The 25,069-nt window shown below is 38.0% G+C and carries 24 protein-coding genes and 1 riboswitch; of the genes, 6 read left to right on the forward strand and 18 right to left on the reverse strand.

From position 1 onward, the window contains the following. Positions 1 to 2 precede the first annotated feature (2 nt). The 6 genes from pfkA to AO843_RS09260 all read right to left on the reverse strand — a co-directional run bounded on the left by pfkA (position 3) and on the right by AO843_RS09260 (position 7,930). Entirely contained in the window at positions 3 to 962 is a 960-nt protein-coding gene (pfkA, locus tag AO843_RS09235) for a 6-phosphofructokinase (protein ID WP_054610831.1), read from the reverse strand. Positions 963 to 1,273: 311 nt separating this feature from the next. Beyond that, positions 1,274 to 2,230 carry an acetyl-CoA carboxylase carboxyltransferase subunit alpha gene (locus AO843_RS09240; protein WP_054610832.1) on the reverse strand — a complete coding sequence of 319 codons (957 nt, stop codon included), beginning with the start codon at positions 2,228 to 2,230 and terminating at the stop codon, positions 1,274 to 1,276. After that, positions 2,223 to 3,080, reverse strand: coding sequence for an acetyl-CoA carboxylase, carboxyltransferase subunit beta (gene accD / locus AO843_RS09245; RefSeq protein ID WP_054610833.1), 858 nt, complete (start codon positions 3,078 to 3,080; stop codon positions 2,223 to 2,225). The genes AO843_RS09240 and accD overlap by 8 nt, the downstream gene beginning before the upstream one ends. Positions 3,081 to 3,104: 24 nt before the next feature. Then, positions 3,105 to 3,746, reverse strand: a complete 642-nt coding sequence (locus AO843_RS09250; protein WP_054610834.1) for a FadR/GntR family transcriptional regulator — start codon at positions 3,744 to 3,746, stop codon at positions 3,105 to 3,107. Between the two features lie 133 nt (positions 3,747 to 3,879). Further along, complete coding sequence (gene dnaE, locus AO843_RS09255; RefSeq protein WP_054610835.1) at positions 3,880 to 6,963, reverse strand: DNA polymerase III subunit alpha; 3,084 nt, start codon at positions 6,961 to 6,963, stop codon at positions 3,880 to 3,882. Between the two features lie 22 nt (positions 6,964 to 6,985). Then, entirely contained in the window at positions 6,986 to 7,930 is a 945-nt protein-coding gene (locus tag AO843_RS09260) for a DHH family phosphoesterase (RefSeq protein ID WP_082389432.1), read from the reverse strand. Positions 7,931 to 8,020: 90 nt separating this feature from the next. Here AO843_RS09260 and AO843_RS09265 point away from each other — a divergent pair, with 90 nt between their 5' ends. Then, positions 8,021 to 8,326, forward strand: a complete 306-nt coding sequence (locus tag AO843_RS09265) for a YtpI family protein (protein ID WP_054610837.1) — start codon at positions 8,021 to 8,023, stop codon at positions 8,324 to 8,326. A gap of 53 nt (positions 8,327 to 8,379) precedes the next feature. On the opposite strand, the gene AO843_RS09270 is transcribed toward AO843_RS09265, so the two are convergent. Next, positions 8,380 to 9,687, reverse strand: coding sequence for a DRTGG domain-containing protein (locus AO843_RS09270; protein ID WP_054610838.1), 1,308 nt, complete (start codon positions 9,685 to 9,687; stop codon positions 8,380 to 8,382). 152 nt (positions 9,688 to 9,839) lie between these two features. Continuing rightward, a complete protein-coding gene (locus AO843_RS09275; RefSeq protein WP_054610839.1) occupies positions 9,840 to 10,523 on the reverse strand; it encodes a metal-dependent hydrolase in 684 nt (227 codons plus the stop codon). Positions 10,524 to 10,752: 229 nt separating this feature from the next. Between AO843_RS09275 and AO843_RS09280 the strand changes: the two genes are divergently transcribed. Beyond that, entirely contained in the window at positions 10,753 to 11,841 is a 1,089-nt protein-coding gene (locus AO843_RS09280; RefSeq protein ID WP_054610840.1) for a M24 family metallopeptidase, read from the forward strand. A gap of 42 nt (positions 11,842 to 11,883) precedes the next feature. Here AO843_RS09280 and ald read toward each other — a convergent pair whose 3' ends face one another. Continuing rightward, on the reverse strand, positions 11,884 to 12,999 hold the full coding sequence (gene ald / locus AO843_RS09285) for an alanine dehydrogenase (RefSeq protein ID WP_054610841.1): 1,116 nt from the start codon (positions 12,997 to 12,999) through the stop codon (positions 11,884 to 11,886). Between the two features lie 401 nt (positions 13,000 to 13,400). Here ald and AO843_RS09290 point away from each other — a divergent pair, with 401 nt between their 5' ends. Then, entirely contained in the window at positions 13,401 to 13,850 is a 450-nt protein-coding gene (locus AO843_RS09290; RefSeq protein WP_054610842.1) for a universal stress protein, read from the forward strand. 67 nt (positions 13,851 to 13,917) lie between these two features. Here AO843_RS09290 and AO843_RS09295 read toward each other — a convergent pair whose 3' ends face one another. The 5 genes from AO843_RS09295 to mbcS all read right to left on the reverse strand — a co-directional run bounded on the left by AO843_RS09295 (position 13,918) and on the right by mbcS (position 19,003). After that, entirely contained in the window at positions 13,918 to 14,847 is a 930-nt protein-coding gene (locus tag AO843_RS09295; protein ID WP_054610843.1) for a class I SAM-dependent methyltransferase, read from the reverse strand. 92 nt (positions 14,848 to 14,939) lie between these two features. Continuing rightward, positions 14,940 to 15,443, reverse strand: coding sequence for a thiol peroxidase (tpx, locus tag AO843_RS09300; protein WP_054610844.1), 504 nt, complete (start codon positions 15,441 to 15,443; stop codon positions 14,940 to 14,942). A gap of 139 nt (positions 15,444 to 15,582) precedes the next feature. Continuing rightward, on the reverse strand, positions 15,583 to 16,209 hold the full coding sequence (locus tag AO843_RS09305) for an RDD family protein (protein WP_054610845.1): 627 nt from the start codon (positions 16,207 to 16,209) through the stop codon (positions 15,583 to 15,585). Positions 16,210 to 16,221: 12 nt separating this feature from the next. Further along, entirely contained in the window at positions 16,222 to 17,235 is a 1,014-nt protein-coding gene (gene sppA, locus AO843_RS09310) for a signal peptide peptidase SppA (RefSeq protein WP_054610846.1), read from the reverse strand. A 184-nt stretch (positions 17,236 to 17,419) separates the two neighbouring features. Then, a complete protein-coding gene (mbcS, locus tag AO843_RS09315; protein WP_054610847.1) occupies positions 17,420 to 19,003 on the reverse strand; it encodes an acyl-CoA synthetase MbcS in 1,584 nt (527 codons plus the stop codon). A 190-nt stretch (positions 19,004 to 19,193) separates the two neighbouring features. Beyond that, positions 19,194 to 19,292: riboswitch (TPP riboswitch) on the forward strand. Positions 19,293 to 19,379: 87 nt separating this feature from the next. Between mbcS and thiM the strand changes: the two genes are divergently transcribed. Genes thiM through thiE form a run of 3 tightly spaced genes read left to right on the forward strand, consistent with a single transcriptional unit; the run spans position 19,380 to position 21,590 of the window. Further along, entirely contained in the window at positions 19,380 to 20,147 is a 768-nt protein-coding gene (gene thiM, locus AO843_RS09320) for a hydroxyethylthiazole kinase (RefSeq protein ID WP_054610848.1), read from the forward strand. Continuing rightward, positions 20,135 to 20,959 carry a bifunctional hydroxymethylpyrimidine kinase/phosphomethylpyrimidine kinase gene (gene thiD, locus AO843_RS09325; RefSeq protein ID WP_054610849.1) on the forward strand — a complete coding sequence of 275 codons (825 nt, stop codon included), beginning with the start codon at positions 20,135 to 20,137 and terminating at the stop codon, positions 20,957 to 20,959. The genes thiM and thiD overlap by 13 nt, the downstream gene beginning before the upstream one ends. After that, complete coding sequence (gene thiE, locus AO843_RS09330; RefSeq protein WP_054610850.1) at positions 20,949 to 21,590, forward strand: thiamine phosphate synthase; 642 nt, start codon at positions 20,949 to 20,951, stop codon at positions 21,588 to 21,590. Before thiD ends, thiE begins: the two co-directional genes overlap by 11 nt. A 70-nt stretch (positions 21,591 to 21,660) precedes the next feature. Here the strand turns inward: thiE and AO843_RS09335 are convergent, their stop codons facing one another. The 4 genes from AO843_RS09335 to AO843_RS09350 form a co-directional block, all read right to left on the reverse strand. Next, positions 21,661 to 21,879, reverse strand: coding sequence for an alpha/beta-type small acid-soluble spore protein (locus AO843_RS09335; RefSeq protein WP_004226165.1), 219 nt, complete (start codon positions 21,877 to 21,879; stop codon positions 21,661 to 21,663). A 151-nt stretch (positions 21,880 to 22,030) separates the two neighbouring features. After that, complete coding sequence (thiI, locus tag AO843_RS09340; protein WP_054610851.1) at positions 22,031 to 23,245, reverse strand: tRNA uracil 4-sulfurtransferase ThiI; 1,215 nt, start codon at positions 23,243 to 23,245, stop codon at positions 22,031 to 22,033. Next, positions 23,245 to 24,399 (reverse strand): cysteine desulfurase family protein, encoded by a 1,155-nt coding sequence (locus tag AO843_RS09345; RefSeq protein WP_054610852.1) that lies wholly within the window; start codon positions 24,397 to 24,399, stop codon positions 23,245 to 23,247. Before AO843_RS09345 ends, thiI begins: the two co-directional genes overlap by 1 nt. A gap of 133 nt (positions 24,400 to 24,532) precedes the next feature. Further along, positions 24,533 to 25,000, reverse strand: coding sequence for a GNAT family N-acetyltransferase (locus AO843_RS09350; RefSeq protein ID WP_054610853.1), 468 nt, complete (start codon positions 24,998 to 25,000; stop codon positions 24,533 to 24,535). Between the last annotated feature and the right edge of the window lie 69 nt (positions 25,001 to 25,069).

Raw genomic sequence — 25,069 nt, forward strand, 5'->3', positions numbered from 1 at the left:
AATTATATTGATAGTTCTTTCATTAGTGTGTATAGACTTACATCTGCTTCATGATTCTTTTCAAAAGCCTCAGGCATATCATAATCAATAACTTGATGATTGCGAATACCTACTGCACGGCCAGACTTGCCTTCCATTAGTAACTCCACTGCATGTGCGCCAAATTGACTCGCCAATACACGATCACGTGCAGTTGGTGAACCACCACGCTGAATATGACCTAACACAGAAACTCGTGTTTCTTTGCCAGTCTTTTCTTTTATCAGCTTTGCTAATTCATTTCCAGACATAACACCTTCAGCAACAATAATGATACTATGCTTCTTTCCACGTGCTGCACCACGATCTAAGCGTGCTACAATATCATCTAAGTCATAATCCTCTTCTGGAATTAAGACTGTTTCAGCACCTGCAGCAAGTCCTGCCCATAAAGCAATATCCCCTGCATCACGCCCCATGACCTCAACAATGAAAGAATTTTCATGAGATGTAGCTGTATCTCGGATTTTATCGATGGACTCTACTACCGTATTAAGTGCCGTATCAAAGCCTATCGTATATTCCGTACCCGGAACATCATTATCGATTGTCCCAGGTACACCTACAACTGGGAAGCCTTTTTTCACTAAATCCATAGCCCCTCGATAAGATCCATCACCACCAATAACAACAAGCCCTTCAATTCCCGCAGCTCGTAAATTTTCAATGCCTTGTTGTTGAACAGCATCTTCTTTAAATTCTGGACATCTTGCAGAATTTAAATGTGTACCACCACGCTGAATAATACCACCGACTGAACCTAAATCAAGCTCTTCCAAATAACCTTTTACTAAGCCTTCATATCCATGCTTAATTCCGACAACATCAATTCCATGGAATGCTGCCTTACGAACGACTGCTCGAATAGCTGCGTTCATTCCAGGCGCATCTCCACCACTAGTTAATACAGCAATTTTTTTCATTGTCGAACCTCCTGCAGTTACTATTATTATTCACATTAACATGAAAAAACAAACTATGTAAGGGTTCTGATGATACAAAAACATAACTTTTACATAAAAAATAAAAAGAATGCGCTTTCACACACTCTTTCCATCCAAGAACATCCTAAATCTAACATTTTTTCAAGAAGTCTGACGTTCGGATTGCGCAGCTATCTTCTTTAATTTTTATAGCTTTTTAATATGCTGAGATACAAATTTTGTCTCTTAACGAGCAAATTTATATCTCCATATTTTTGACGCTATCAAAAGATAGCCTTCTACAAACGGTTTTACACTTCTGTATATTGTCCAATTTTTTTGAACTTCTCATAGCGATCTTCAATTAATTGTTCTCCATTTAGAGAATTTAATGCATGAAGTGTATCGCTGATGCATTCTTTAATATAAAGTGCTTGTTTTGCTACATTGCGATGCGCACCACCAATAATCTCAGAAATGATACCATCAATAACACCAAGCTCTTTTAGATCCGGAGCTGTTATACGCATTGCTTCAGCCGCCTGTTTAGCCAGGCTACCATCTCGCCATAAAATCGACGCTGCTCCTTCTGGAGAAATAACAGAGTATGTTGAGTTCTCTAGCATAAAGACACGGTTTGCAACACCTAACGCTAGTGCACCACCACTTCCCCCTTCTCCAATCACAATACTAATGACCGGTACTGTTAAACCTGCCATTTCAACAAGATTTCTAGCAATTGCTTCACTTTGACCTCGTTCTTCAGCCGCTTTACCCGGGTAGGCACCTTTTGTATCAATAAAACAGATTATTGGTCGTTTGAATTTTTCTGCCTGTTTCATCAAACGTAAGGCTTTACGATAACCTTCAGGGTGAGGCATACCAAAATTACGACGTATATTCTCTTTTGTTGATTTACCACGTTGGTGTCCAATAATTGTTACTGGTTGCCCTTCAAAGATGCCAATTCCGCCAAGAATCGCAGCATCATCACCAAAAGTACGATCCCCGTGCAATTCAATAAAGTTTTCACATATCGCTTCAATATATTGTAAAGTGGTAGGTCTTTCAGGATGTCTTGCTACTTGCACACGATCCCAAGGCTTCATGTTCGCATAAATCGATTGTTCTAATTGTGATAAACGTGTTTCTAACTTCTCGATTTCACCTGACATATCTACTTCTGCTTCAGTCGCAATGGTTTTTAATTCATCAATTTTTTCTCGTAATTGGATAACTGGTTCTTCAAACGCTAAATTTTTAGACATGTTGTACGCCGCCTTTCGTATGCATTTTTACAAGTAATGAAACTTGTTTACGTAAATCGTTGCGAGGGAAGATGGCATCAAGCTGGCCATGCTCTAATAAAAATTCTGCTGTTTGGAAATCACTTGGTAGTTTCTCTCTTACTGTTTCTTCAATGACACGACGACCAGCAAAGCCAATTAATGCTTGTGGCTCTGCAATATTTATATCACCAACAGAGGCAAAGCTTGCTGAAACTCCGCCAGTTGTAGGATGTGTTAAAATGGAAATAAACAATAAACCTTGATCGCTATGACGCTTTAACGCTACACTAGTTTTTGCCATTTGCATTAAAGACAGTACACCTTCTTGCATACGTGCACCACCACTAGCTGTAAAGATGATAAACGGCACACCTAATTCAGTTGCTTTCTCTACTGCACGGGTAATTTTTTCGCCCACAACTGAGCCCATTGAACCCATACGGAAGTGTGAATCCATGATCGCGACTACAATTTCTTCTCCATCTAATGTACCGACACCCGTTAGCACCGCCTCATTCAAGCCTGTTTTTTCTTGGTCAGCGGAAATTTTCTCCACATATGCTGGGAAGTTAAGTGGATTGCTTGTTTGTAAATGATCATCCATTGAAACGAACGAACCTTCATCCAAGAAATAATCCACACGCTCTTGTGCAGTCATTTTGAAATGGTGACTACATTTTGTACAGACTTTATGATTTTTTTCTAATTCCTTCGTTAATTGAATATGGCGGCATTCAGGACATTTTGTCATTAATCCCTCTGGAAATGCTTTTTCTTGTCCATCCTCTTTCTTTTTTCGATTACCACTAAATAAGCTGCGTATTGCCATGTTCGATTCCCCCTTTGTTGTTGTCTAAGTGCTTTGTACAGTATTCATCCACTGCTCATAAGCTATTAGTGCTTCTTTTTCGTAGCCTAGCTGCATCGATTTCAACATTGTTTGAATGATTAATTTTTCATCTTCTGTTGAGTTTCGATTTAAACGGTCGCCATCATAAGCTGCCAATTGAAACCAGATTTTTAGTGATAAACGATTCCCTGTTGTGATTAAAAGTTCTCGCAAAATATCACGACAATTAATCATACCTTCTAATTCTAGTTTCACAAAAAAACTATCCCACACAGGTAGTGTGCGAAGAATCTCTGTACAACTTATTACGCGAATAGCTTCCTTTTCATGAATTTGTCGCGTGAATTCGACATCCTTTTTCGATTTTTCATCTTCTAATATAAACATCGACAGTATTTCTACAAGCTGATGCTTATGTGTGGAAGCAAGGAAAGTACCACCACCATGTCTCGTTTCAATAAGCCCTAGCAATTCTAAACTTCGCAATGCCTCTCTGACAGAGGATCGCCCGACACCTAGACGCTCAGATAAGACTCGTTCGGAGGGTAGCTTTTCTCCTGCTTGAATTTTTTCCATTTTAATGAGTTGACGTAGTTGTTGGACGATTTCTAAAAACACTTTTTTTTGTTCGGTTTTTTTATCCATACGACTAACTCCCCTTATCAAAAAAAGTGGTCAGACCACTTTTTAACGTTGACTCTAGCTTACAAAATAACTGCCCAAAAGTAAAGAAAAAACTGCATGAAATTTAATGCAGTTTCTAAATTCTTGTTTCATTTTATATCTTTTTCGTCGCTTGCGCATGTTTTACTTTTATCTGCGACTTCCCAAAACGTCTTTCTAAAACCCCTTCAACAAACAGGATTTCATCTTCTAGTAACAGATCTTGAACAAGTTGAAATACTTGCGGAAATAAAGTAATAGAAACAGATCCATGTTCATCCTGTAGCTGAACGAAAGCCATCTGCTCACCTTTTTTGGTACGAATTTTTTTCACTTCTTCAATGACACCAATCATTTTCACAAACGCACCTTCTCGCATCTGCTTTAACTCACGACACGTACTATTAACATCAGCCCAGTAAGTTCTTTCTTGTGTTACTGGATGGGCAGAAATGTAAAATCCTAAACTCTCTTTCTCATGTATCAATTTTTCTTTTTGCGGCATTTCATCTACCTGCATATATTTTGGCTTACCAAAGCTAAATGTCATAGCCGCTGACAAATCTATATCCTCAGTTGGCCGTAGCAACTCAGCGTGTTTCAAAGCAGCATCTATTGTCATGATCAGGACAGCACGATCTTTTTCTAGATAATCAAGCGCTCCAGCAAAAATTAATGATTCCATTACTTTCGGTTTAAAATGCTGTGCACTTAAGGCTACAGCTAAATCAAAAAGGTTATGCAATGCCTCAAGGTTCGTTTGGCGCAAATCATTGATTTTCTCTATAAATGTATGAGGAACGCCTTTAATCCCTGATAAGCTATAACGGATTCCTTCCTGCTCTACAGTAAAATATTTTGTACTGTCCCTTAAAGAAGGTGGATAAAACGGAATGCCCTTGTTTTTGGCTTCTTGAACAAGCTGTTGAATTTTATCTATATTTCCCGTTGCATTCGATAACAATGCCGCGTAAAAGCTTTGAGGGAAATGAGCCTTTAAATACGCCATTCGATAAGAGATAATACTATAGGCTACTGCATGACTTTTTGGGAATCCATAATCAGCAAAGCGGACAATTAATTCGTACACTTCTTTCGCCACATGTTGATCGTAGCCTTGCTTTAACGCCCCTTGTACAAAGGTAGCCTGTTGCTCCTCTAAGACTTGGCGATTTTTTTTACTAACTGCTCGGCGTAGTAAATCTGCCTGTCCCATTGAAAACCCTGCAAGAACAGAGGCAATTTTGATAATTTGCTCTTGATAGACAATAACACCAAATGTCTCCTGTAAAATAGGTTCCAACACGGGATGAGGCATGACAACCAGTTCTTTTCCAGCTTTTCGTCTAGCATAGACAGGTATAAATTCCATTGGACCTGGACGATAGAGTGCGTTCACAGCCACAATATCTAAAAAGTGTGTGGGATGAATGTCTCGTAACGCTTGTTTCATTCCTTCTGATTCTAATTGGAAAATACCTAATGTATCACCACTTTGCAATAATTGAAAAGTCTTTTCATCATGCATAGGAATTCGTTCAAAATCAATCCATGGTCCCCCCGCTTTATAAATGGACCAACGCATTTGCTCTAAAATAGTAAGATTACGCAAACCTAAAAAATCCATTTTAACGAGACCACTTGCCTCTATATCACCCATCGGCCATTGTGTGCAATATATACCCTCATGTCCCTCTTCAATAGGCACTGTATTTACTAATGGAGTAGGTGCAATAACAACGCCTGCTGCATGGGTGGAGGAATTTCTCGGTAGACCCTCTAATTTTAGCGCTACTTCGAACCACCGCTGATGTTGGTCATCCTCTGAGAGCCAGCCCTGTAAGTCATATGATTCTTTCAATGCTTTTTGCAATGTAATCCCTGGTTTATTCGGAATCATTTTTGAAATTTTTTCTAACGTCTCAGCACCAAATCCAAAAACTCTCGCGACATCTCTAGCAACTGCTTTGGCAGACAATGTACCAAATGTAATGATTTGGGCAACATTTGCCTTACCATATTTCTGTGCAACGTACTGAATCACTTGATGTCGTTTACTATCGACAAAATCAATATCTATATCAGGTAAAGTTATCCGTTCAGGATTTAAAAATCGTTCAAATAATAAACCATATGCGAGAGGATCTACTTGCGTAATAGCTAGGCTATAGGCAACCAGCGACCCGGCAGATGACCCACGACCTGGTCCAGTCAAAATACGATTTTCTTTCGCAAAGCGCATAAAATCCGCCACAACTAAAAAATAATCGGCAAAGCCCATTGAACATATAATTTCAAGCTCATATTGTAATCTTTCTCGATAACCATTCGGAATGTCCCTCTCGTTGAAGCGTTCCTCTAATCCAGAAAATGCTTCTTTAACAAGCAATCTCTCAGCCGTTTCACCAACTGGTACAGGAAACTTAGGCATTTGTACAGACATTTCTGGTATTACAGCGTGACAGCTAGCAAGCATTTCACTACAAGACTCAAGCCACTCTTGGCGATCAGCAAACCAACTTTGCCACTCCTGTGTTGTTGGTGCAAAATAATTTTGCAGATTAGCTGTTAGCATCGTGTCTCCAAGCTTTTCTCCAGTATCTATAGCCCTTGCTACTTCATAAGCAAAATGATCTTCTGGACGTAAAAAATAACAGCTTTGAATGGCTACAAGCGAAATCGTATGCTCTTCACACCACTCTACAAGTTCTTTCTCATTAGCTACCTTGACCCCTCCAGGTCTGGCGATTCCCATATAAAGATGACGCTGAAAAAGATGAGCTAAAGCATCGACAAATGCGTGCCAATCTTCTAAATCCGTTAAATCATCTGAGGACAGCAGTGCCAAGCATCCTGCTGCATAACCCTCTAGCCATTTCCAAGGTAGCACTTCGTCTTCTCTAATAGAAACCGCACTACTAATTTTCAATAAATGTTGATAACCCTCCTGAGACTGCGCATAGAGCACAAGAGGAACCGTTTTATCATGCCATTGCACATTTACAGAAAGCCCAATGACAGCATGAATATTGGCTTGCTGCATTGCTTTACAAAAAGGCAAAAGCCCGTACAATTTCGTATTTACGATTGCACAGGCCTGTGTCTTTTGTTCTTGTAAAAAAGGAATCAATTGCTCAAGCCGAATTGTGCTTTTCAATAAATCCGCGCTCGTATGCATCTTCGTGTATACATGTGTCAAATGAATCCCTTCCTTTTCTTTGTTAATGATACGCTTTACAAATCTCTTGTAATCTTGCGATAACGCGCTCTGCTTCTTCCCAAGAATAAGCTGTAGCTCCAGAAGCAAGCGGGTGTCCGCCTCCGTTAAATTCCTTTGCTAATGTATTGATAACCGGGCCCTTCGAACGTAGACGCACACGGATTTGATCTTCTTCTTCAATGAACACAACCCAAGAACAGATCCCTTTGACACTGCCTAAACAACCTACTAGCAGTGATGCCTCTGATGGTACAATCTCATATTCTGCTAACAAATCTTTTGTCAGCTTCACATGAGCTGCTCCATACTCATCCATTTTAAAATTCTGATAAATATAGCCTTGTAAATTTAGTAATTTTTGCTCCATTTCATACATGCCATCAAAAATTTGATTTCGATCAAAATCATATGTAATCAGATCTGCAGCAACTCTAAATGTTTTAGTCGTTGTACTTGGGAATTGGAATCTACCTGTATCCCCTACAATTCCTGCAAATAATAATCGTGCAGCAGTATCTGACAGTTGCCAGTTAGCCACTTCCTTACCCTCTTCATACAGTTCATAAATCATTTCACTGCAAGAGCTAGCAGTCGTGTCTACCCATAGAAGATCGCCATATGCATCATCATTTGGATGATGATCAATTTTAATGATCATTTTCCCATTTGTATAGCGTTGATCGTCAACACGTTCTGTATTCGCAGTGTCTGTCACAATCACTAAAGCATTGTCATAAACATCATCCGCTACTTGATCAGGCTGTGCCATAAATGTTAAGGAAGCATCATGCTCCCCTACAGCAAAAACCTTTTTCTCCGGATAATTTGCTAAAATCAACTCTTTTAAACCTTGTTGTGAGCCATAGGCATCTGGATCTGGTCGTACATGACGATGAATAATGATTGTTTCATAGGCAGCAATTGTGTCGATGATTTGTCTTTTCACAATAAATTCCTCCAAAATGATAGTAAGAACCGTTAGCATTTTTCCAGAATAATCGTTACAATAATGTCTAGTTATGCTAGGAGGTTTACTATGCTCAATTTAATATTTGTGTTTGCGATAATTATATCTTTTGTCTTTTATTTTTATTTTAAAACAAAACAGTTTCGTTCTTCATTACCTATCGCCAAAAATTGGTATAAAAGTAAGGCGAATATCGGCTTCGGTTCTTTCCTACTGTTTTTCGGATTCAACCAAGCTTATTTATTCCCGAGCTTATATACATTTATTATTGTAGCAATTCTTGTCGTGCTAGGCATCCTTGTCTTGATAGATAATACGAAAAAAGCGCGTCATTATGGTCAGTTTGTTGAGGAAGAATTCCGCATTAATCGATAATATGTAACAAAGGGATGACCAAGCAATTGCTCTGGGCCATCCCTTTTCAATCCTTAACGTTCTAAAAGCTGGAACATCATCATTGCTTTCCCGACAAGTATTTGTTGATTATACACTTCAAAGTCCATTTTCACAAACTTACGACTCATGTCTAAAATCCGTGGCTTGACTGTAAGTGTACTTTCCATTTGCACTGGCTTAATAAAATAAATGGTCATGTTCTCTGCCACTGCATCCCCACGTTTTCGGCGTTTTAACGCAAATGATCCCACTTCAGCTAGTAGAGTCGTAAAAGCACCATAAGAGATTGCCCCATATTGATTAGTCATTTGTGGTGTAACTTTAAATTCCACGATGAGCTCTTCATCACCTAGTACCTTCATCTCATTTTTCACTAAATCATCAATAGTTTCACCATGTTGTGGCTGTCTTTGGGCTAACTGTAGCGCTTTAAGGACGTCCTGACGACTAATAACACCCTGTAAAATGTTATCATCATTTACAATCGGCAACAGATCAATCCCTTCCCAAATCATACGGTGCCCGGCAGAAGCGACACTCATTTTCATGGAACCAGCAATCGGATTCTTCGTCATAACCTTTTCAATTAGCTCATTTTCTTCTCGACCAATAACGTCTTTGACAGTAATCATTCCAACAAGTTTATTTTGATGTGTGACAACTGGAAATGCACCATGTGTTGTGCGTTCATTCAACTTCTGGAAATGATGGATTGTTTCATCATTTTTTAACGCTGCTGTGTCAGTCATTGGAACATAAATATCTTCAATAAATAAAATATCTTTTTTGATGAGTTGGTCATAGATTGCTCGGTTAATCATCGTTGCTACTGTAAACGTATCATAGCTTGTTGAAATAATCGGTAAATCTAATGAATCAGCAAGTTGCTTATTATCATCCGTTGTATCAAAACCACCTGTTATTAAAACAGCAGCACCTGCCCGAAGTGCATTTTCATGGGCTTTAAAACGATTCCCTACAATCAATAAGCTACCTGCATCTGTATAACGCATCATGTCTTCTAATTGCATTGCCCCAATGACAAATTTCGTTAACGTTTTATGTAGACCTGATTTTCCACCTAAAACTTGACCATCTACGATATTTACGATTTCTGCAAAAGTTAAGCGTTCAATATTTTCTTTCTTTTTCTTTTCAATACGAATTGTTCCAACACGTTCAATTGAACTTACTAAGCGACGGTTTTCTGCTTCCTTTATAGCACGATATGCAGTTCCTTCACTCACTTGCATTTCCTTGGCAATTTGACGTACTGAAATTTTATCGCCCACAGGTAGTGATTCGATGTATTGTAAAATTTTCTCATGTTTTGTAGACAAAATATCACCTATTTCCTAAGCTTCAATTCTGCTCTTAGTGTACCATATTTTTTATGAAATTATTTAATATAAAGTGATGAAATTGTTTAAAAACCCCCATCATTTCAACTACCAGCGTGGTGTCAATTCATATAGTACAGCATTACCAACGATTAGAAACAGTTTACTTTCTCACCAGCTTTCAAAATTTGAACCTCTGAGTTTTGCACTAAATCAGCAAAAACTTGTGGATCTTGCTCAATAGGTGGGAATGTATTGTAATGAATAGGTACGACAATTTTCGGCTTTAAGAACGAAACTGCACAGGCAGCGTCTTCTGGACCCATTGTAAAATTATCACCAATTGGTAAAAATGCAATATCTATTGGATGTCGTTCACCGATTAATTTCATATCACTAAATAGTGCCGTATCGCCTGCATGATAAATCGTTAATCCCTCTACAAATAGTAATATCCCAGCTGGCATACCCATATAAATAATTTCATTAGTATTTGTAACATAGGAAGAACCATGGAAAGCTTGTGTAAACTTTACCTTCCCAAAATCAAATTCCTTAGCACCTCCAATATGCATTGGATGTGTTTTTACTCCTTGCCAAGAAATCCAATTGGCCAATTCGTTTGGAGCAATGACTAGCGCATCTTTTTTCTTCGCTAGTTCCACTGTGTCCCCAACATGATCATTATGTCCATGTGTTAATAAAATAATATCCGGTGCTTCTTCAGCAACATTTAAATCTGTTTGACCATTCCCATTAATAAAAGGATCAATTAAAATTGTTTTCCCATTTGTTTGAACTTTGACAACGGAATGTCCATGATAGCTTATTTCCATCTTAATTTCCTCCTCGATTTATAAATTACAATCCATCATTTTAATTCGCTACCCATGCGCTTTTTCCCTTTTTTTGATATGCTTGTACAGAGAATAATCGTATCATCTTTAACAGTTTTATACCCTGTTAGATCACAATTATTCAGTGATAGTAAGGAACAGCCATTTTCTTTAGGAAGTCGAAGGTTCCTCATTAAAATTTCCCATGTAATAAAAGGAGGACATATTTATGTCAAAGGTTGAAGAAATCCAAAATTATTTGCAGCAAAATCACATTGATGCAGCATTTGTCACTACACCTGACAATGTTTTTTACGTTTCAGGCTTTAAAAGTAATCCACATGAAAGATTACTAGGTGTTATGATTTTTAAAGATGCTGAACCTTTTCTAATTTGTCCACAAATGGAGATTCCAGATGCAAAAGCTGCAGGATGGTCTTATGAGGTTATCGGCCACCAAGATACCGACAATTCGATGGACGTTCTTGGACAAGCTATTACATCACGAGAGGTGCAACCGACTACGTTTGCCATTGAAAAGGCACAGCTAATTGTGGAACGCCTAGAAGCCCTACAACAATCCTTCCCACAAGCAAACTTTGTGCGTCTTGACGAAAAAATTAACGCGATGCGCGTAATCAAAGATGAAAATGAATTAGCTAAATTACGCAAGGCTGCGGAGTTAGCTGATTATGCCATTGAAATCGGTTGCAAGGAAATTGCTGAAGGTAAAACAGAGATGGAAATTTTAACAGCCATTGAAAGTGCTATTCAAGATAAAGGCTGTAAAATGTCCTTTGAAACAATGGTATTGAGCGGACCAAAAACGGCCTCTCCTCATGGTAAACCAGGTGCACGCAAAATAGAAAAAGGTGATATGGTGCTATTTGACCTTGGTGTCATTTACGATGGCTATTGCTCTGATATTACGCGTACAGTTGCCTTTGGTGAGCCAAGTGAGGCACAAAAAGAAATTTATCATGCGGTTTTAGCAGCCAACCAAAATGCAGTTGCAGCTGTGAAGCCTGGTGTTCGTGCTATGGACTTAGATAAAATTGCACGCGATACAATTACAGAAGCAGGTTTTGGAGAATATTTCACACATCGTCTTGGTCATGGACTTGGCATCTCTGTGCATGAATTTCCATCTGTTACAGGAACAAACGATATGACGATGGAAGAGGGCATGGTCTTTACTATCGAGCCTGGTATTTATAAATCAGATGTAACAGGTGTACGCATCGAGGATGATGTTGTTGTAACAAAAGATGGTGTGGAAGTACTAACAAAGTTCCCGAAAGATTTGATAATCCTATAATACAAAAAAGGAAGCATTTAAATGCTTCCTTTTTACATTTAATTATTGAATAAGCTCATCCACATTAACATATGGAAGTCCTTGTGAATCTGCAACAGCTTTATAAACTAGTTGTCCATCTAATGTATTTACACCTTTTTTCAGTGCAGCATTGTCTAGACAAGCTTGTTTGTAGCCTTTGTTCGCAATTTGTAGTGCGTAAGGGATTGTATTATTTGTTAAAGCAATTGTTGATGTACGTGGTACTGCTCCTGGCATATTCGCTACTGCATAGTGTACTACACCATGTTTTACGTATGTTGGATCATCATGTGTTGTTACACGATCTGAAGAAGCAAAAATACCACCTTGGTCAATAGCGATATCCACTACTACAGAGCCAGCTTGCATCGACTGAATCATTTCTTCAGACACAAGTTTCGGTGCTTTTGCGCCTGGAATTAAAACAGCACCAATAACTAAATCAGAAGTTTTCACAGATTCAGCAATATTATAAGGATTAGAGATTAATGTTTGAACATCACGACCAAACATATCTTCTAATTGGCGTAAACGTTCAGGACTTAAATCGATAACTGTCACGTCTGCTCCCATACCAACAGCGATTTTAGCAGCGTTAGTTCCCGCGATACCACCACCGATGACTGTCACTTTACCACGTTGTACACCTGATACACCGCCAAGTAAAATACCTTTACCAGCATGATTTCGCTCTAAGAACTGTGCACCAATTTGTGTAGCCATTTTACCTGCTACTTCACTCATTGGTGTTAATAAAGGTAGTGAACCATTTGCTAATTGAACTGTTTCGTAGGCAATCCCTACAACTTTTTTATTTAAAAGTGCCTGAGTCAACTCAACTTCTGGCGCTAAGTGCAAGTAAGTGAATAAGATCTGACCTTCATAGAAGTAATCATACTCGGAAGCTACAGGCTCTTTTACCTTCATAATCATCTCTTGTGACCAAGCTTCTTTTGCAGTTTGTACAATATGAGCACCAGCTGCAATATAATCAGCATCCGCAAAGCTTGATCCTAAGCCTGCTCCAGTTTCAATGTACACCTCGTGACCTGCGTGTGTTAAAGTGACAACGCCTGCTGGTGTCATTGCTACACGATTTTCATTGTTTTTAATTTCCTTTGGAATACCAATCTTCATAGTTTCCTATCCCCTTCCATAACATAAGAAATCAGCATCATTTATGTAATTAAAAATTGATGCACCCCTTGCAACTCCATATTACCAAACAAACTCCAAAAAAGCTTTAATTAAAGTAAATACAAATAAAATTTCTAACATTTACAAAATACAAAATATTTAAACAGTGAAATCAGATAATAATTTACTATATTTAAAAAGTAAAAATGAAACCTACAACATTGTGAACGAGACAATTACAAAAGCAAAAATACGTTTACACGCTGTAAATAGTGGGAATTAAGTAATTATATTTTCTTAATGATGCGTCTTCACTTTTTCATAATTTTTCTTCCGGAAAGTATTTCCTTTAGAAAATCATTTGGTATAATCAACATATACAAATCAGGGAGGTTTTTCAAATGGCTAATCATTATAAAAGCATTGTGGTTGCAGTAGACGGTTCAAAGGAAGCTGAATATGCTTTTCGTAAATCAATCGACGTGGCAAAACGTAATGAGGGTTCTGTATTAAATTTAGTGAATGTTATTGATACACGTTCATTCGCTGCAATTGAAGCATATGACCGTTCCATTGCAGAACGTGCTCAAGCATTTTCTGAAGAACTATTAAATGGTTACAAAAAACAAGCTGAAGAAGAAGGCTTAACAAACGTTAACCTAATTATCGAATATGGTTCTCCAAAAAATATCATTACTAAAGAACTTTCTAAAATCGTAGACGCAGATCTAATTATTTGTGGTGCAACAGGTCTAAATGCAGTTGAACGCTTCCTAATCGGTTCGGTGTCTGAAGCAATTGTACGTTCAGCTAATTGTGACGTTCTTGTAATCCGCACACCTGAAAATTAATCAGCAATACATAAAAAGGTATCCTACTGTAGGATACCTTTTTGAATTCTATTAGCATTATGAGCAATCATTTGCCCTCTTTCCACATTTTCACTTTTTCAAAGAATAAGGCAAGTGCTTGTTTATTTTGCATATTCGGTACTTTTGCTAAAAGCACTTCTTTAGGTGATTTATATTCCAGCGATTGCTTTTGCAAAATGACAATGCTCTTTTCTAATGATTTATTGGCAAACATGGAATCCGGTAGTTGAATAATGGCTTGAATCCAGGCATGCTTTTGAATGTACTTGTGAAGTTGCTTAGACTGCTCTGAATCAAATAGATGAGATGGCGCAAGGAAAAATAAATAGCCACCTTCCTTTGTATAATTCATAGACTGCTCAATAAATAAATGGTGAGCATAACTCATCCCCTCTTGCGCGCACAACTCATAATCAAGTGCAATTTCTTCATTTGGATAATAGCCAACAGGTAAATCACATATAACTGCATCAACTGGATTTGCCAATAAATCTTGTAAAGCATCTTGACGATATAAAGAGATTGGTTGCTCTGTTAAATCAGCTGTAGCTGCGGCTAGACGTATGAGTAGTTCATCTACTTCTACACCTGTTGCCTCCACTTTGCCATCTAATAAATTCATAACTGTTAGTAGCAAATTTCCTGTACCTACTGCTGGATCCATAATCGAAATCTTGTCATGTTCAAGACGTTCAGCAAATATTTGCTCTACGAAATAGCCCACTAATAACCCTAACGTATCAGGTGTCATTTGATGGTTTGGTTGAGAACTTTTACGCATCCCTTTTAGAATGGCAATTTGAATAGCCTTGCGAATATCCTCTTTCGTTGCATCTTTTTGTGAGAAATCAACTTCGCCATCAAGCCATGCCTCTAGCCCATCTAGTAACCCCTCTAACAATGTTGTATCGTGTTCTTTTTCAATTTTTTCAGCATGCTCATTTAACATACCAAATAATTTCTCGATGTTTTCCATAGATAACTTCCTTTCACGCAGAAAAGAGCCGTGACAAACACTCGTCGTCACAGCCCCTTTGTCTAGTATTATCTTAGCCTAAAAGCAGGCCATTATGCTAGTGCTTTGACAGCTGCAATAGCCGCTTCATAGTTTGGATGATCTGTTGCCTCAGGTACATATTCAACATATGTAACTTTATTGTTTGCATCCACAACAAATACTGCACGTGTCAGAAGACGTAATTCTTGAATGTACACGCCATAAGCTTCACCAAATGAAAGGTCGCGATGATCCGAAACAGTTTGAACGGCATCAATACCTGCTGCCCCACACCAACGCTTTTGAGCGAATGGAAGATCCACAGATACTGTGTAAATAACTACATTATCACCTAAGTTAGCTGCTTCTTCATTGAAACGACGTGTTTGCGCATCACATACACCAGTATCTAATGATGGTACAACACTAAATAAACGAATTTTACCCTCTGAATCTTTTAATGTTACAGGTGAAAGGTCATTCGCTAATACTGTAAAATCTGGTGCTGAATCGCCCACCTTTACTTCATTACCTACTAGTGTCACTGGACCATTTTTAAATGTTACTTGTGCCATATAACCGCCTCCTAATCATCATATGTACATAATATTACTAAATGAAGGGAATTAATTGCAACTAAGAGAACTTACTTTATTAGAAAGTGTTTAGCAAGCTATAGAAAAGACTGTCTCTTAGTTTGAGACAGCCTCTTGTTTAGTGTTCATTTTTTTCCTCTATTTTTGCTAGTTCAGGTTTTTCCTCTTGTTCAATAGATGCTATAGTCTCTTCCTTTTTATCTAAAGAAGGTGGCGCCAAATCCTTTTCAATATAGACTTTTTCATGCACTACAGTTGTATCAGCGAAATAATCATGTAACCCTTGATTTTCAGGTAAAATAACTACCAAAATATAGAGCGGCATCACAATATTATTAATGATACGACCAATCCATTCGCGGAATAGCACATCTGACCAAGTTAGATTATCATGCTTTAATGAAATTACACGTAATCCAAATACCATTTTCCCTAGCGTTTGACCAAAGTATCTTGTCATAAGGACAAAATAGCTATAATAGAGAATCGCTGAGATGATGGAAATTGGTGCATACCAAACTGATTCTGATAAGGACCAATCCATTAAATAAAAGATAGGGTTAATGAGTATTCCGACTACTGCTGACACTATGAATCCATCTAATAAAAATGCCCACAATCGAATCCAAAAGCCTGCTGTTTTTAATGTATAGTTTTTTGGTTTTACTGAATCTTCAGAGCCATTGTTGAAAAAGTCATTTTCCATTGAGGGTGAACCTTGCATAACAACTTCATTGTTTGTCATTGAACTCCCCCCTTAGTATTCCCCGTATAAATACATCATTTTAGGTGCATTGTAATCCGTCATAATTTTCATTAGCATTTTTTCCTCCGCAGAAGGACCAAACATGGAGCCAATTTTCATACCAACATAAGATTGCCAACCACCCATATCATATGCATATTCAAATAATGCAGCTTCTTCTAGTCCATAATCTGCGCGTAATGCTGCAATGGCCGCTTCTTCATCGCCAATTTCATCAACTAAACCTGCTTCAAGTGCTTTTGTACCGCCTAATATTCGGCCATCAGCCACTTTCTTCACATCGGCTTCAGACATATTACGTCCTTGTTCAACGATATCCACAAATTCTTCGTATGTTTCATTGATCATATCTTGCATCATTGTACGTTCCTCTGGTGTCACTTCACGCATTGGACTTAGCATATCCTTATGCTCTCCAGATTTAAACGTTTCGAATTTGACACCTACTTTTTCAGCCAACGCTTGATAGTTAATCGATTGCATGATAACGCCAATCGAGCCCGTTATCGTATCACGATGGGCAAATATTTTATCCGCTGGGGCTGAAATATAATAACCGCCAGAGGCCGCCATCGAATCCATTGATACATAAATTGGAATTTGTCGTTCCTCTTTAATTTTTAAAAGCTTTTTATAAATTTCGGCAGATTCTTTCACACCACCACCTGGTGAGTTGACGCTTAAAACAATTCCTTGTATCGTATCATCGTACAAAATATTATCCAATTGTTCTAAGAAAAATTTATGATCATAAGCAACTGGTTGCCAAAGTGTACTTGTGCCAATATCTTGAATCGTTCCATCTACCTTTAAATAGGCAATCCTTTTATCAAAATTATCGCCTTCAATTACATTTTCATATACATCTAGGTTATTTCCTGCCATTAAACTATCAAAATTACCTAGAAAATCTGCTTTAAATAGGGCAAAAATGGTATTAATCCCTAATGAGAATAACAAAAGAACACCTGCCACTATTAAAGCAACCCACCTTTTAACATTCATGTCTTTCCGCCTCCTTAACACGTAATACGAATGACTTGCTCCTTTGTTTCATTTTTTTGCAATAATATGCAAAAAATTTTATTCTATTTATTTCCTCATAATACCTTACCTAAAAACATAAAAAAAATCAAAGTCCATTTCTTTGCATGAACTTTGATTTTCGACATTATTTCCTAGGAAATGATTATTGTACAAGGAGTTTGAATTCTTGTTGTCTTAATTCGACACGACGAATTTTACCTGAGCTTGTTTTTGGTAGACCATTAACAAATTCAATGGAACGTGGATATTTATAAGGCGCTGTTAATGATTTTACATGATTTTGAAGGGTTTGAATAAGGTCTTGATCACCACTTACATCACTATGAAGGACAACAAATGCTTTAACGATATTCCCGCGTACTTTATCAGGGCTTGCAATGACAGCAGCCTCTTTCACAGTCGGATGCTTCATCAATGCATCTTCTACTTCAAATGGTCCGATTGTATAGCCTGAGGAAATAATGACATCATCGCCTCGGCCTTCAAACCAAAAATAGCCATCCGCATCCTTATAGGCACGATCACCTGTAATATACCAATCACCACGGAATTGTAATTTTGTTCTTTCAGGATCTTTTAAATATTTTTTAAAGAGTGCAGGAGTCTCTCGATGGACGGCAATATCACCTACTTCTCCTGTAGCAACTGGCTCTCCAAAATCGTTAATGATTTCAACTGTATTACCTGGAGTAGGTTTTCCCATTGAACCAACTCTAGCTTCCATCCCTACCATAGTTCCTACAAGTAATGTGTTTTCAGTTTGACCGTAGCCATCTCGGACTTGTAGATGGAAAGTATCTGAAAATATTTTAATTACCTCACTGTTCAAAGGTTCGCCTGCCGAAACAGCTTGGCGAATTGTACTGATATCAAACTTTTGTAAATTTTCAAGTGCTGCCATAAAACGATATTCAGTTGGTGTGCAACATAATACGTTCATCTTAAATTTTTCTAGCAATGTTAAATAGGTTGCAGCATCAAATTTACCTTTGTAGACAAATGCAGTTGCACCGCTACCTAAAGTGGCGAGAAACGGGCTCCAAATCCATTTTTGCCATCCTGGTGCTGCTGTTGCCCATACAATATCATTTTCTTGCACCCCTAACCAATGTGGCGCTGTAGTTCGTAAATGTGCATAGCCCCAGCTATGCGTATGCACTGCTGCTTTCGGATTCCCTGTTGTGCCACTTGTATAGGCTAAAAATGCATTGTCTGTACTTTTTGTAGGTGTAGAATTTATGTAGGTTGTAGGTTGATTTCGCATTTTCTCTAATAGTGGTTGCCAAGGTTCATGTGCATTTCCTATAACAAACTGCTGTATTCCTTGTAAATTTCCCACTTGATCAAATTGTTCAATATAAGGCTCATAGGAAACGACCGCTTTAGCATCAGCATGATGAATACGGTACTCAATATCTTTTGCTCTTAGCATTTCTGAGCTTGGAATAATGGTTAAACCTGCTTTCAATGCAGCAATATATACAATGTATGCTTCTACTGAACGTGGTACCATCACTAAAATCACATCACCTTTAGTTAAGCCATTCTTCGTAAAAACATGAGCCGCCTGATTCGCTTTTTCAAGCAAATGAGCGTAGGTAATAAATTGTACATCGCTATTTTCTTCATAAATAATTAATGCATTTTTGGTTGCATCCTGAGCGTATTTTTCAAATTCTTCTGTTATATTATACCATTCCGGTGCAACTAATTCTTGTCTTTTCATGGCAAATGCCCCCTTTTGCTATGACACATTATAAAACTCCTTTTTCAGTATTTTCAATGGTTTGAACTCAATTTAAGTAAAGTCATGACAACTATCATGCTTAGCTATATGGCATCAGTCACGTTTTGTTGATAGGAAAACTTGCTATTGAATACATATGAAAAGTATGGTACATTTTGGTCAACTAAAAGCAAGATTGCAGGGGGACTCGTAAAGAGTTGAGAAGGTAAAACCTGACCCTTTGAACCTGTTAGTTAATACTGACGTAGGGAGCAATGAACATCGATTTTTTCAGATGAAAGGCTCTTTTTCGTGCATTTTTACGCAAAAAGTGCCTTTTTTGCATGCTTACGTCCACCCACAAAGGAGGACTAAAATGATTTTTCAAACAATTCGTCAACAACAACCACTTATTCACTGTATTACTAATTATGTCGTAGCCAATTTTCAAGCCAATGGCTTATTGGCAATAGGTGCCTCTCCAGTCATGGCAGATGATAGCCATGAAGTAGAGGAAATGGTAGCCATTGCAGATGCTCTTTTAATTAATATTGGTACGCTTAATGATCGCACAAAAAAATCAATGTTGTTAGCAGGAAAAAAAGCCAACACCCTTGGCATTCCAGTTATTTTAGATCCTGTCGGGGCAGGCGCCACAGTGTATCGTAAGGAAACCGTACATCTATTGCTTGCAGACATACAATTTGCAGTCATACGTTGTAATATCGGTGAGCTTGCAGCGCTAGCCAATGTTGACTGGCAACAAAAAGGTGTAGATAGTGGGAATGGATCTATTGCCATAGAGACCGAAGCAACATTATTGGCTCAACGCTATAAATGCCTTGTCATTGTTACTGGTGAAAAAGATTTTTTGACAAACGTTGTGCAAAGCCAATGGATAACTGGTGGAAGGCCACAAATGACCGAAGTAACTGGTACAGGCTGTTTACTTAGTGCTATATGTGGAGCTGCTTATTCTTCAGGGGATGATCCATACAACCAATTGGCAGAAACCCTAACTTACTATAAAAAAGCAGCTGAGCTAGCGTCCGCATTTACAGCGGATATCGGGGATATTCAAATTGCTTTGCTGAATGCCTTACATCGTCTCTCAAAGGATGGTGAAGCTTCATGCATATTGTAACGACGATTGCAGGTTCTGATAGTGGTGGTGGCGCAGGTATTCAGGCTGATTTAAAAACATTCCAAGAATTAGGGGTTTTTGGCACCTCAGTTATTACAGCTTTAACTGCACAAAACACATTGGGTGTTACGGGCGTTTTCCCAATCGAAGTTGACTTTGTTGAAAAACAATTATATGCCTTACTAGAAGATTTTTCGATTGATGCGGTTAAAACTGGGATGCTTTATTCCTCGGATATTATCAAAGCAATCGCACACATTATTGACGATTTAAAAATTCCACTCATTGTTGATCCAGTTATGATTGCCAAAGGTGGAGAAAGCTTATTACAGCAAGAAGCTATAGAAGCCATGTGTACTTCTTTACTACCGCTTACTACAATTGTGACGCCAAATATACCAGAAGCAGAGGCTCTTACAGGAAAAAAAATAAATCATTTCTCGGATATGAAGGAAGTTGCTCAATACTTTTTACGACTTGGTGTTCAATGTGTCATCATTAAAGGGGGACATCTAACAAATCCTCGATATGCGATTGATTATGTATTTTTCAAAAATGGCAGATCTTTTTCCATGCAGTCTCCTCGTATTCAAACGAAAAACACACACGGTACGGGGTGTACATTTTCAGCAGCACTCACTGCTTTTCTAGGTCAAGGATTTGCTTTTGAAAAAGCCATTATTGAAGCTAAGAAATTTATACAATTAGCCATTACACATGATTTAGCCATTGGTAATGGTCATGGACCCACAAATCATTTTGCTTATCAACTGCATAAAGATTCCTGCGAGGTGAAGATACATGAATCGTGAGGATTTACAACTTTATTTTATTATGGGTACCAGCAATGTTTGCCATCAAGAACCGTTAACTGTACTTGAAAAAGCGTTACAGGCTGGCATAACCATGTTTCAATTTCGTGAAAAAGGACCTCATGCATTAACAGGATTAGCCTATGAGCAATTTGCCCGCCAATGCCAAAAACTATGTCAACATTATCATGTGCCTTTCATCATTAACGATGATATTGATCTTGCTGTGCGCCTTGGTGCTGACGGCGTCCATATTGGACAAGAGGATGTACATGTTGCCATAGCACGAAAAAAAATTGCAAATATGATCCTTGGAGTTTCAGTACATTCACTGGAAGAATTACAAACGGCTATGGACCATCATGCTGATTATGTAGGGATAGGACCTATTTTTGCGACGACATCTAAAAGTGATGCCCATGCACCCTGTGGCACTAATTTTTTACAGCAGGCTCATAAGCTCCAACCCCACTTACCCATCGTAGCCATCGGCGGGATAAACTGCACAAATGCCGATATCGTTTTTCAAGCTGGTGCTGATGGAGTTGCTGTTATTTCTGCCATCTGTGAAAGTGAGGATATTAAACAAACTGTGTCAATGTTTAAGTCTTCATCTCGCATAAAAAGATGATCTATAAACAAACTAAAACCAGTGCCTTTTACGGTCACTGGTTTTAAGTTTATAAATGCTTAGTCAGCATTTATTGGTTGTTGTTTGGCATACCTTTTAATTGGGATTCTGCCATTTGTACAAGACGTTTAGTGATTTCACCACCAACGGAACCGTTGGCACGAGCTGAAGCTTCAGCTCCTAATTGAACACCAAATTCTTGTGCAATTTCGTATTTCATTTGATCAAGTGCTTGTTGTACTCCAGGTACTGCAAGCTGGTTTGAACTGCGGTTGTTGTTTGAAGCCATGTCTCTCACCTCCTTGTGAATATAGAATGTGCGTTATTAGAATTTTAATACGAAAATTTTAAAGGTAAATTGTACCTCTATTGGGATACAGCGAACTATACAAAAAAGCCGTCTCAAATAGGCTATTTGAGACGGCTTTTGAAATTTTGATTTATAAAAGGTCAGCAAACTTATCTTGCTTTTGCTCTTCTTCTTTCTTAGGGAAAATATAGACCTCACGATTTTTGACTGCGCGTTCTATAAGTTCATCAAAATCAGAGAAGCTTTCATAATGCTCGACTTTTTCAAGCTTTGGCTTTGTTTTTGGACTAGCAGGCGTAAAGATTGTACAGCAATCCTCAAAAGGCTGAATAGATGTTTCGTATGTGCCGATTTTTTCAGCTAAATTAATAATTTCTAATTTATCTGTTGAAATCAATGGTCGTAAAATAGGTGTGTTCGTTACAGCATTTATAGCCGTTAAACTTTCGAGTGTTTGACTTGCTACTTGTCCAAGACTTTCCCCTGTGACAATCGCAAGAGCTCCAATTTCCTCTCGTACTTGATCGGCTACCTTCAACATCATACGACGTGTTGTTGTCATAGATACATTAGATGGTACTTTTTCTTTAATCAATACTTGTATTTCAGTAAAAGGAATGACATGTAAACGTATATTAGCCCCAAATTTCGTTAACTCATTCGCAAGCACTTTTACTTTTTCCAATGAATTTTGGCTCGTATAGGGTGGACTAAAGAAGTGAATAGCTTCTAAACGTACACCACGTTTCATCATTAAATAACCTGCGACAGGGCTATCAATACCACCAGATAGCATTAACAATGACTTACCATTCGATCCTACAGGCATTCCACCTGCACCTGAAATGACTTGCGCCATCATGTAAGTTGCATCATGGCGGACTTCTACACGCAACTCGATATCAGGTTTCTTCACTTTAACAGACAAATTTTTAAAATGAGGTAACACATAACCACCAATCTCGCGCTGAATTGCATGCGATTCTAATGGAAAGGTTTTATCAGTTCGTTTAACTTCCACTTTAAATGTATGTTGTTCTTCTTTAAATGTCTCCATTATCGTGATCGCAAGTTTCTTCATACTTTCAATATCCTTTTCACATGCAGCAACAGGACTAAATGATTGAATACCGAAAATTTTAGGCAGACCTGCTACGAGTGTTTGCATTTGGGCCTCATTTTCTATCGCAATAAACATACGGTCACGTTCTGTACGAATATGAAGATGTCCTAAATCTGCAAAAGCATGACGAATATTCTCACGCAAACGGCGGATAAAATCCATCTTGTTGCGACCTTTTGTAGAAAGTTCGCCATATCGAATTAATATTTCTTTCCAAATCATTACTTTATTTCTCCTTTTAGCTCCAACATTACTTCTGCTAATACTTGTTTAAACTTTTCAATATCTTCAGCTGTGTTATGTGCACCAAAACTAACACGGATAACACCTTTTTTATAATGCTCATCTAGGTGAAGTGCTTCGACAACATGACTTGTTTTTGTTTGCTTCGATGAGCATGCACTAGATGTTGAGACAATGACGCCACGTTTTTGCATGGCATTAATAATGACTTCTCCTTTTAAATCACGAACACTGAATGATAATATATGTGATGCACCTCGTGGTGTCGATAAAATCTGCACTGCCTCTCCATATTCGTGAAGCTGAGCAAGTATTTCATCATGCCATTGACGGTATTTTTTTGCATGTTCATTCAATGATTCAACTGCAATACGAGCTGCCTTAGATAAAGCAACAGCTTGCGGTACAGCTACAGTTCCACTACGCAATCCAAATTCCTGGCCTCCACCAAGTGCATATGGCTGCCATCTGATCGCTTTACGAAATGCTAATACTCCAGAGCCTTTAAAGCCATGAATTTTATGGCCAGATATTGAAATACAATCTGGTCCATCTTCTCCTCTAAAGGATACAGCTAATTTCCCAAAGCTTTGTACAGCATCCACATGTAAGGCTGCTCGACTCATTTCATGGATCAATTTTGCTGCTTCATATATAGGTTGGATAGCCCCCATCTCATTGTTTACATGCATCATACTTACTAATATTGTATCTTTGCGTATTTTTGCACGAAGTTCATCCAATGAAATAACACCATGCTGATCAACATTAAGGTATTCCACTTCAAAGCCCTCTTTTGCGAGCTGTTTAACGGTCTCTAAAACAGAAGGATGTTCAATTTCAGTCGTTAAAATATGCTTTCCTATATGTGTATTGCTACGTGCTATTCCAAAGATAGCAGCATTATTCGATTCCGTACCACCTGAAGTAAATAGCACATTTTTTGCTTCTGTCTGCAAAATATCTGCTACTTGCTCACGCGCACGTATTAATAAATCATTTGCTTCAACACCCATTGCATGGATGGATGCAGGGTTGGCATAATACTGCTCATTCACAATCATAAACGCCTGTAGAACTTCTTTTAGCGGTTTTGTTGTGGCACTATTATCCAAATAAATTGTATTATTCATTATTTTTCACACACTTTCAAAACGTTGATGTAACGGTATTTATCATAACGCAATCTTTAGAGATTGACCACTAACTTTAACGATAATTCAAATTTTAATCTTCTTAATCTTTCTTCTTAAGGAGTGATCGCACTTACACTTTTTTCAGCATCGTGATAAATTCTGTTGGGGTACTAAATTCAAGATCTTTGACAAATCCTAATTTTTCATAAAGGTATATAGCTCGTTTATTGAATTGGGCAACTGTTAAACGGAGTGGCATAGAGTATTCTTGTTGAATGTTCTTTATGATAAACGAGAAAAACATTGTGCCAAAACCTTGTCCTGTAAGAGTTGGGTTCATACCAATACCAATATCTATATAACCATCTGAATAAGCATTATCATCACGTCCTTTGGGCACTTTAGCAGCTGATCCCGTGCAATAAAAACCGATTAATTCCTTATGCGTATTTATAATGGCGAAGTAAGGGTTTTCCATAAATTCTCTCATATTTTCATCGGATAATTCATTATTATAAAAATCATATGGCTCTTCGTAACGCCAACATATAATTTCTCGAGCATACATTTCATTCATATCCCGAATTAATAGTTCCAACCGAATCACACCCTTTTATAATTTTAAAAAGAAAGCTGTCTAAAAAGTAATTGCTATACTTTTTAGACA

Origin of the sequence: Lysinibacillus sp. ZYM-1 (genome assembly GCF_001308875.1) — a bacterium.
Classification (GTDB): Bacteria; Bacillota; Bacilli; order Bacillales_A; family Planococcaceae; genus Lysinibacillus.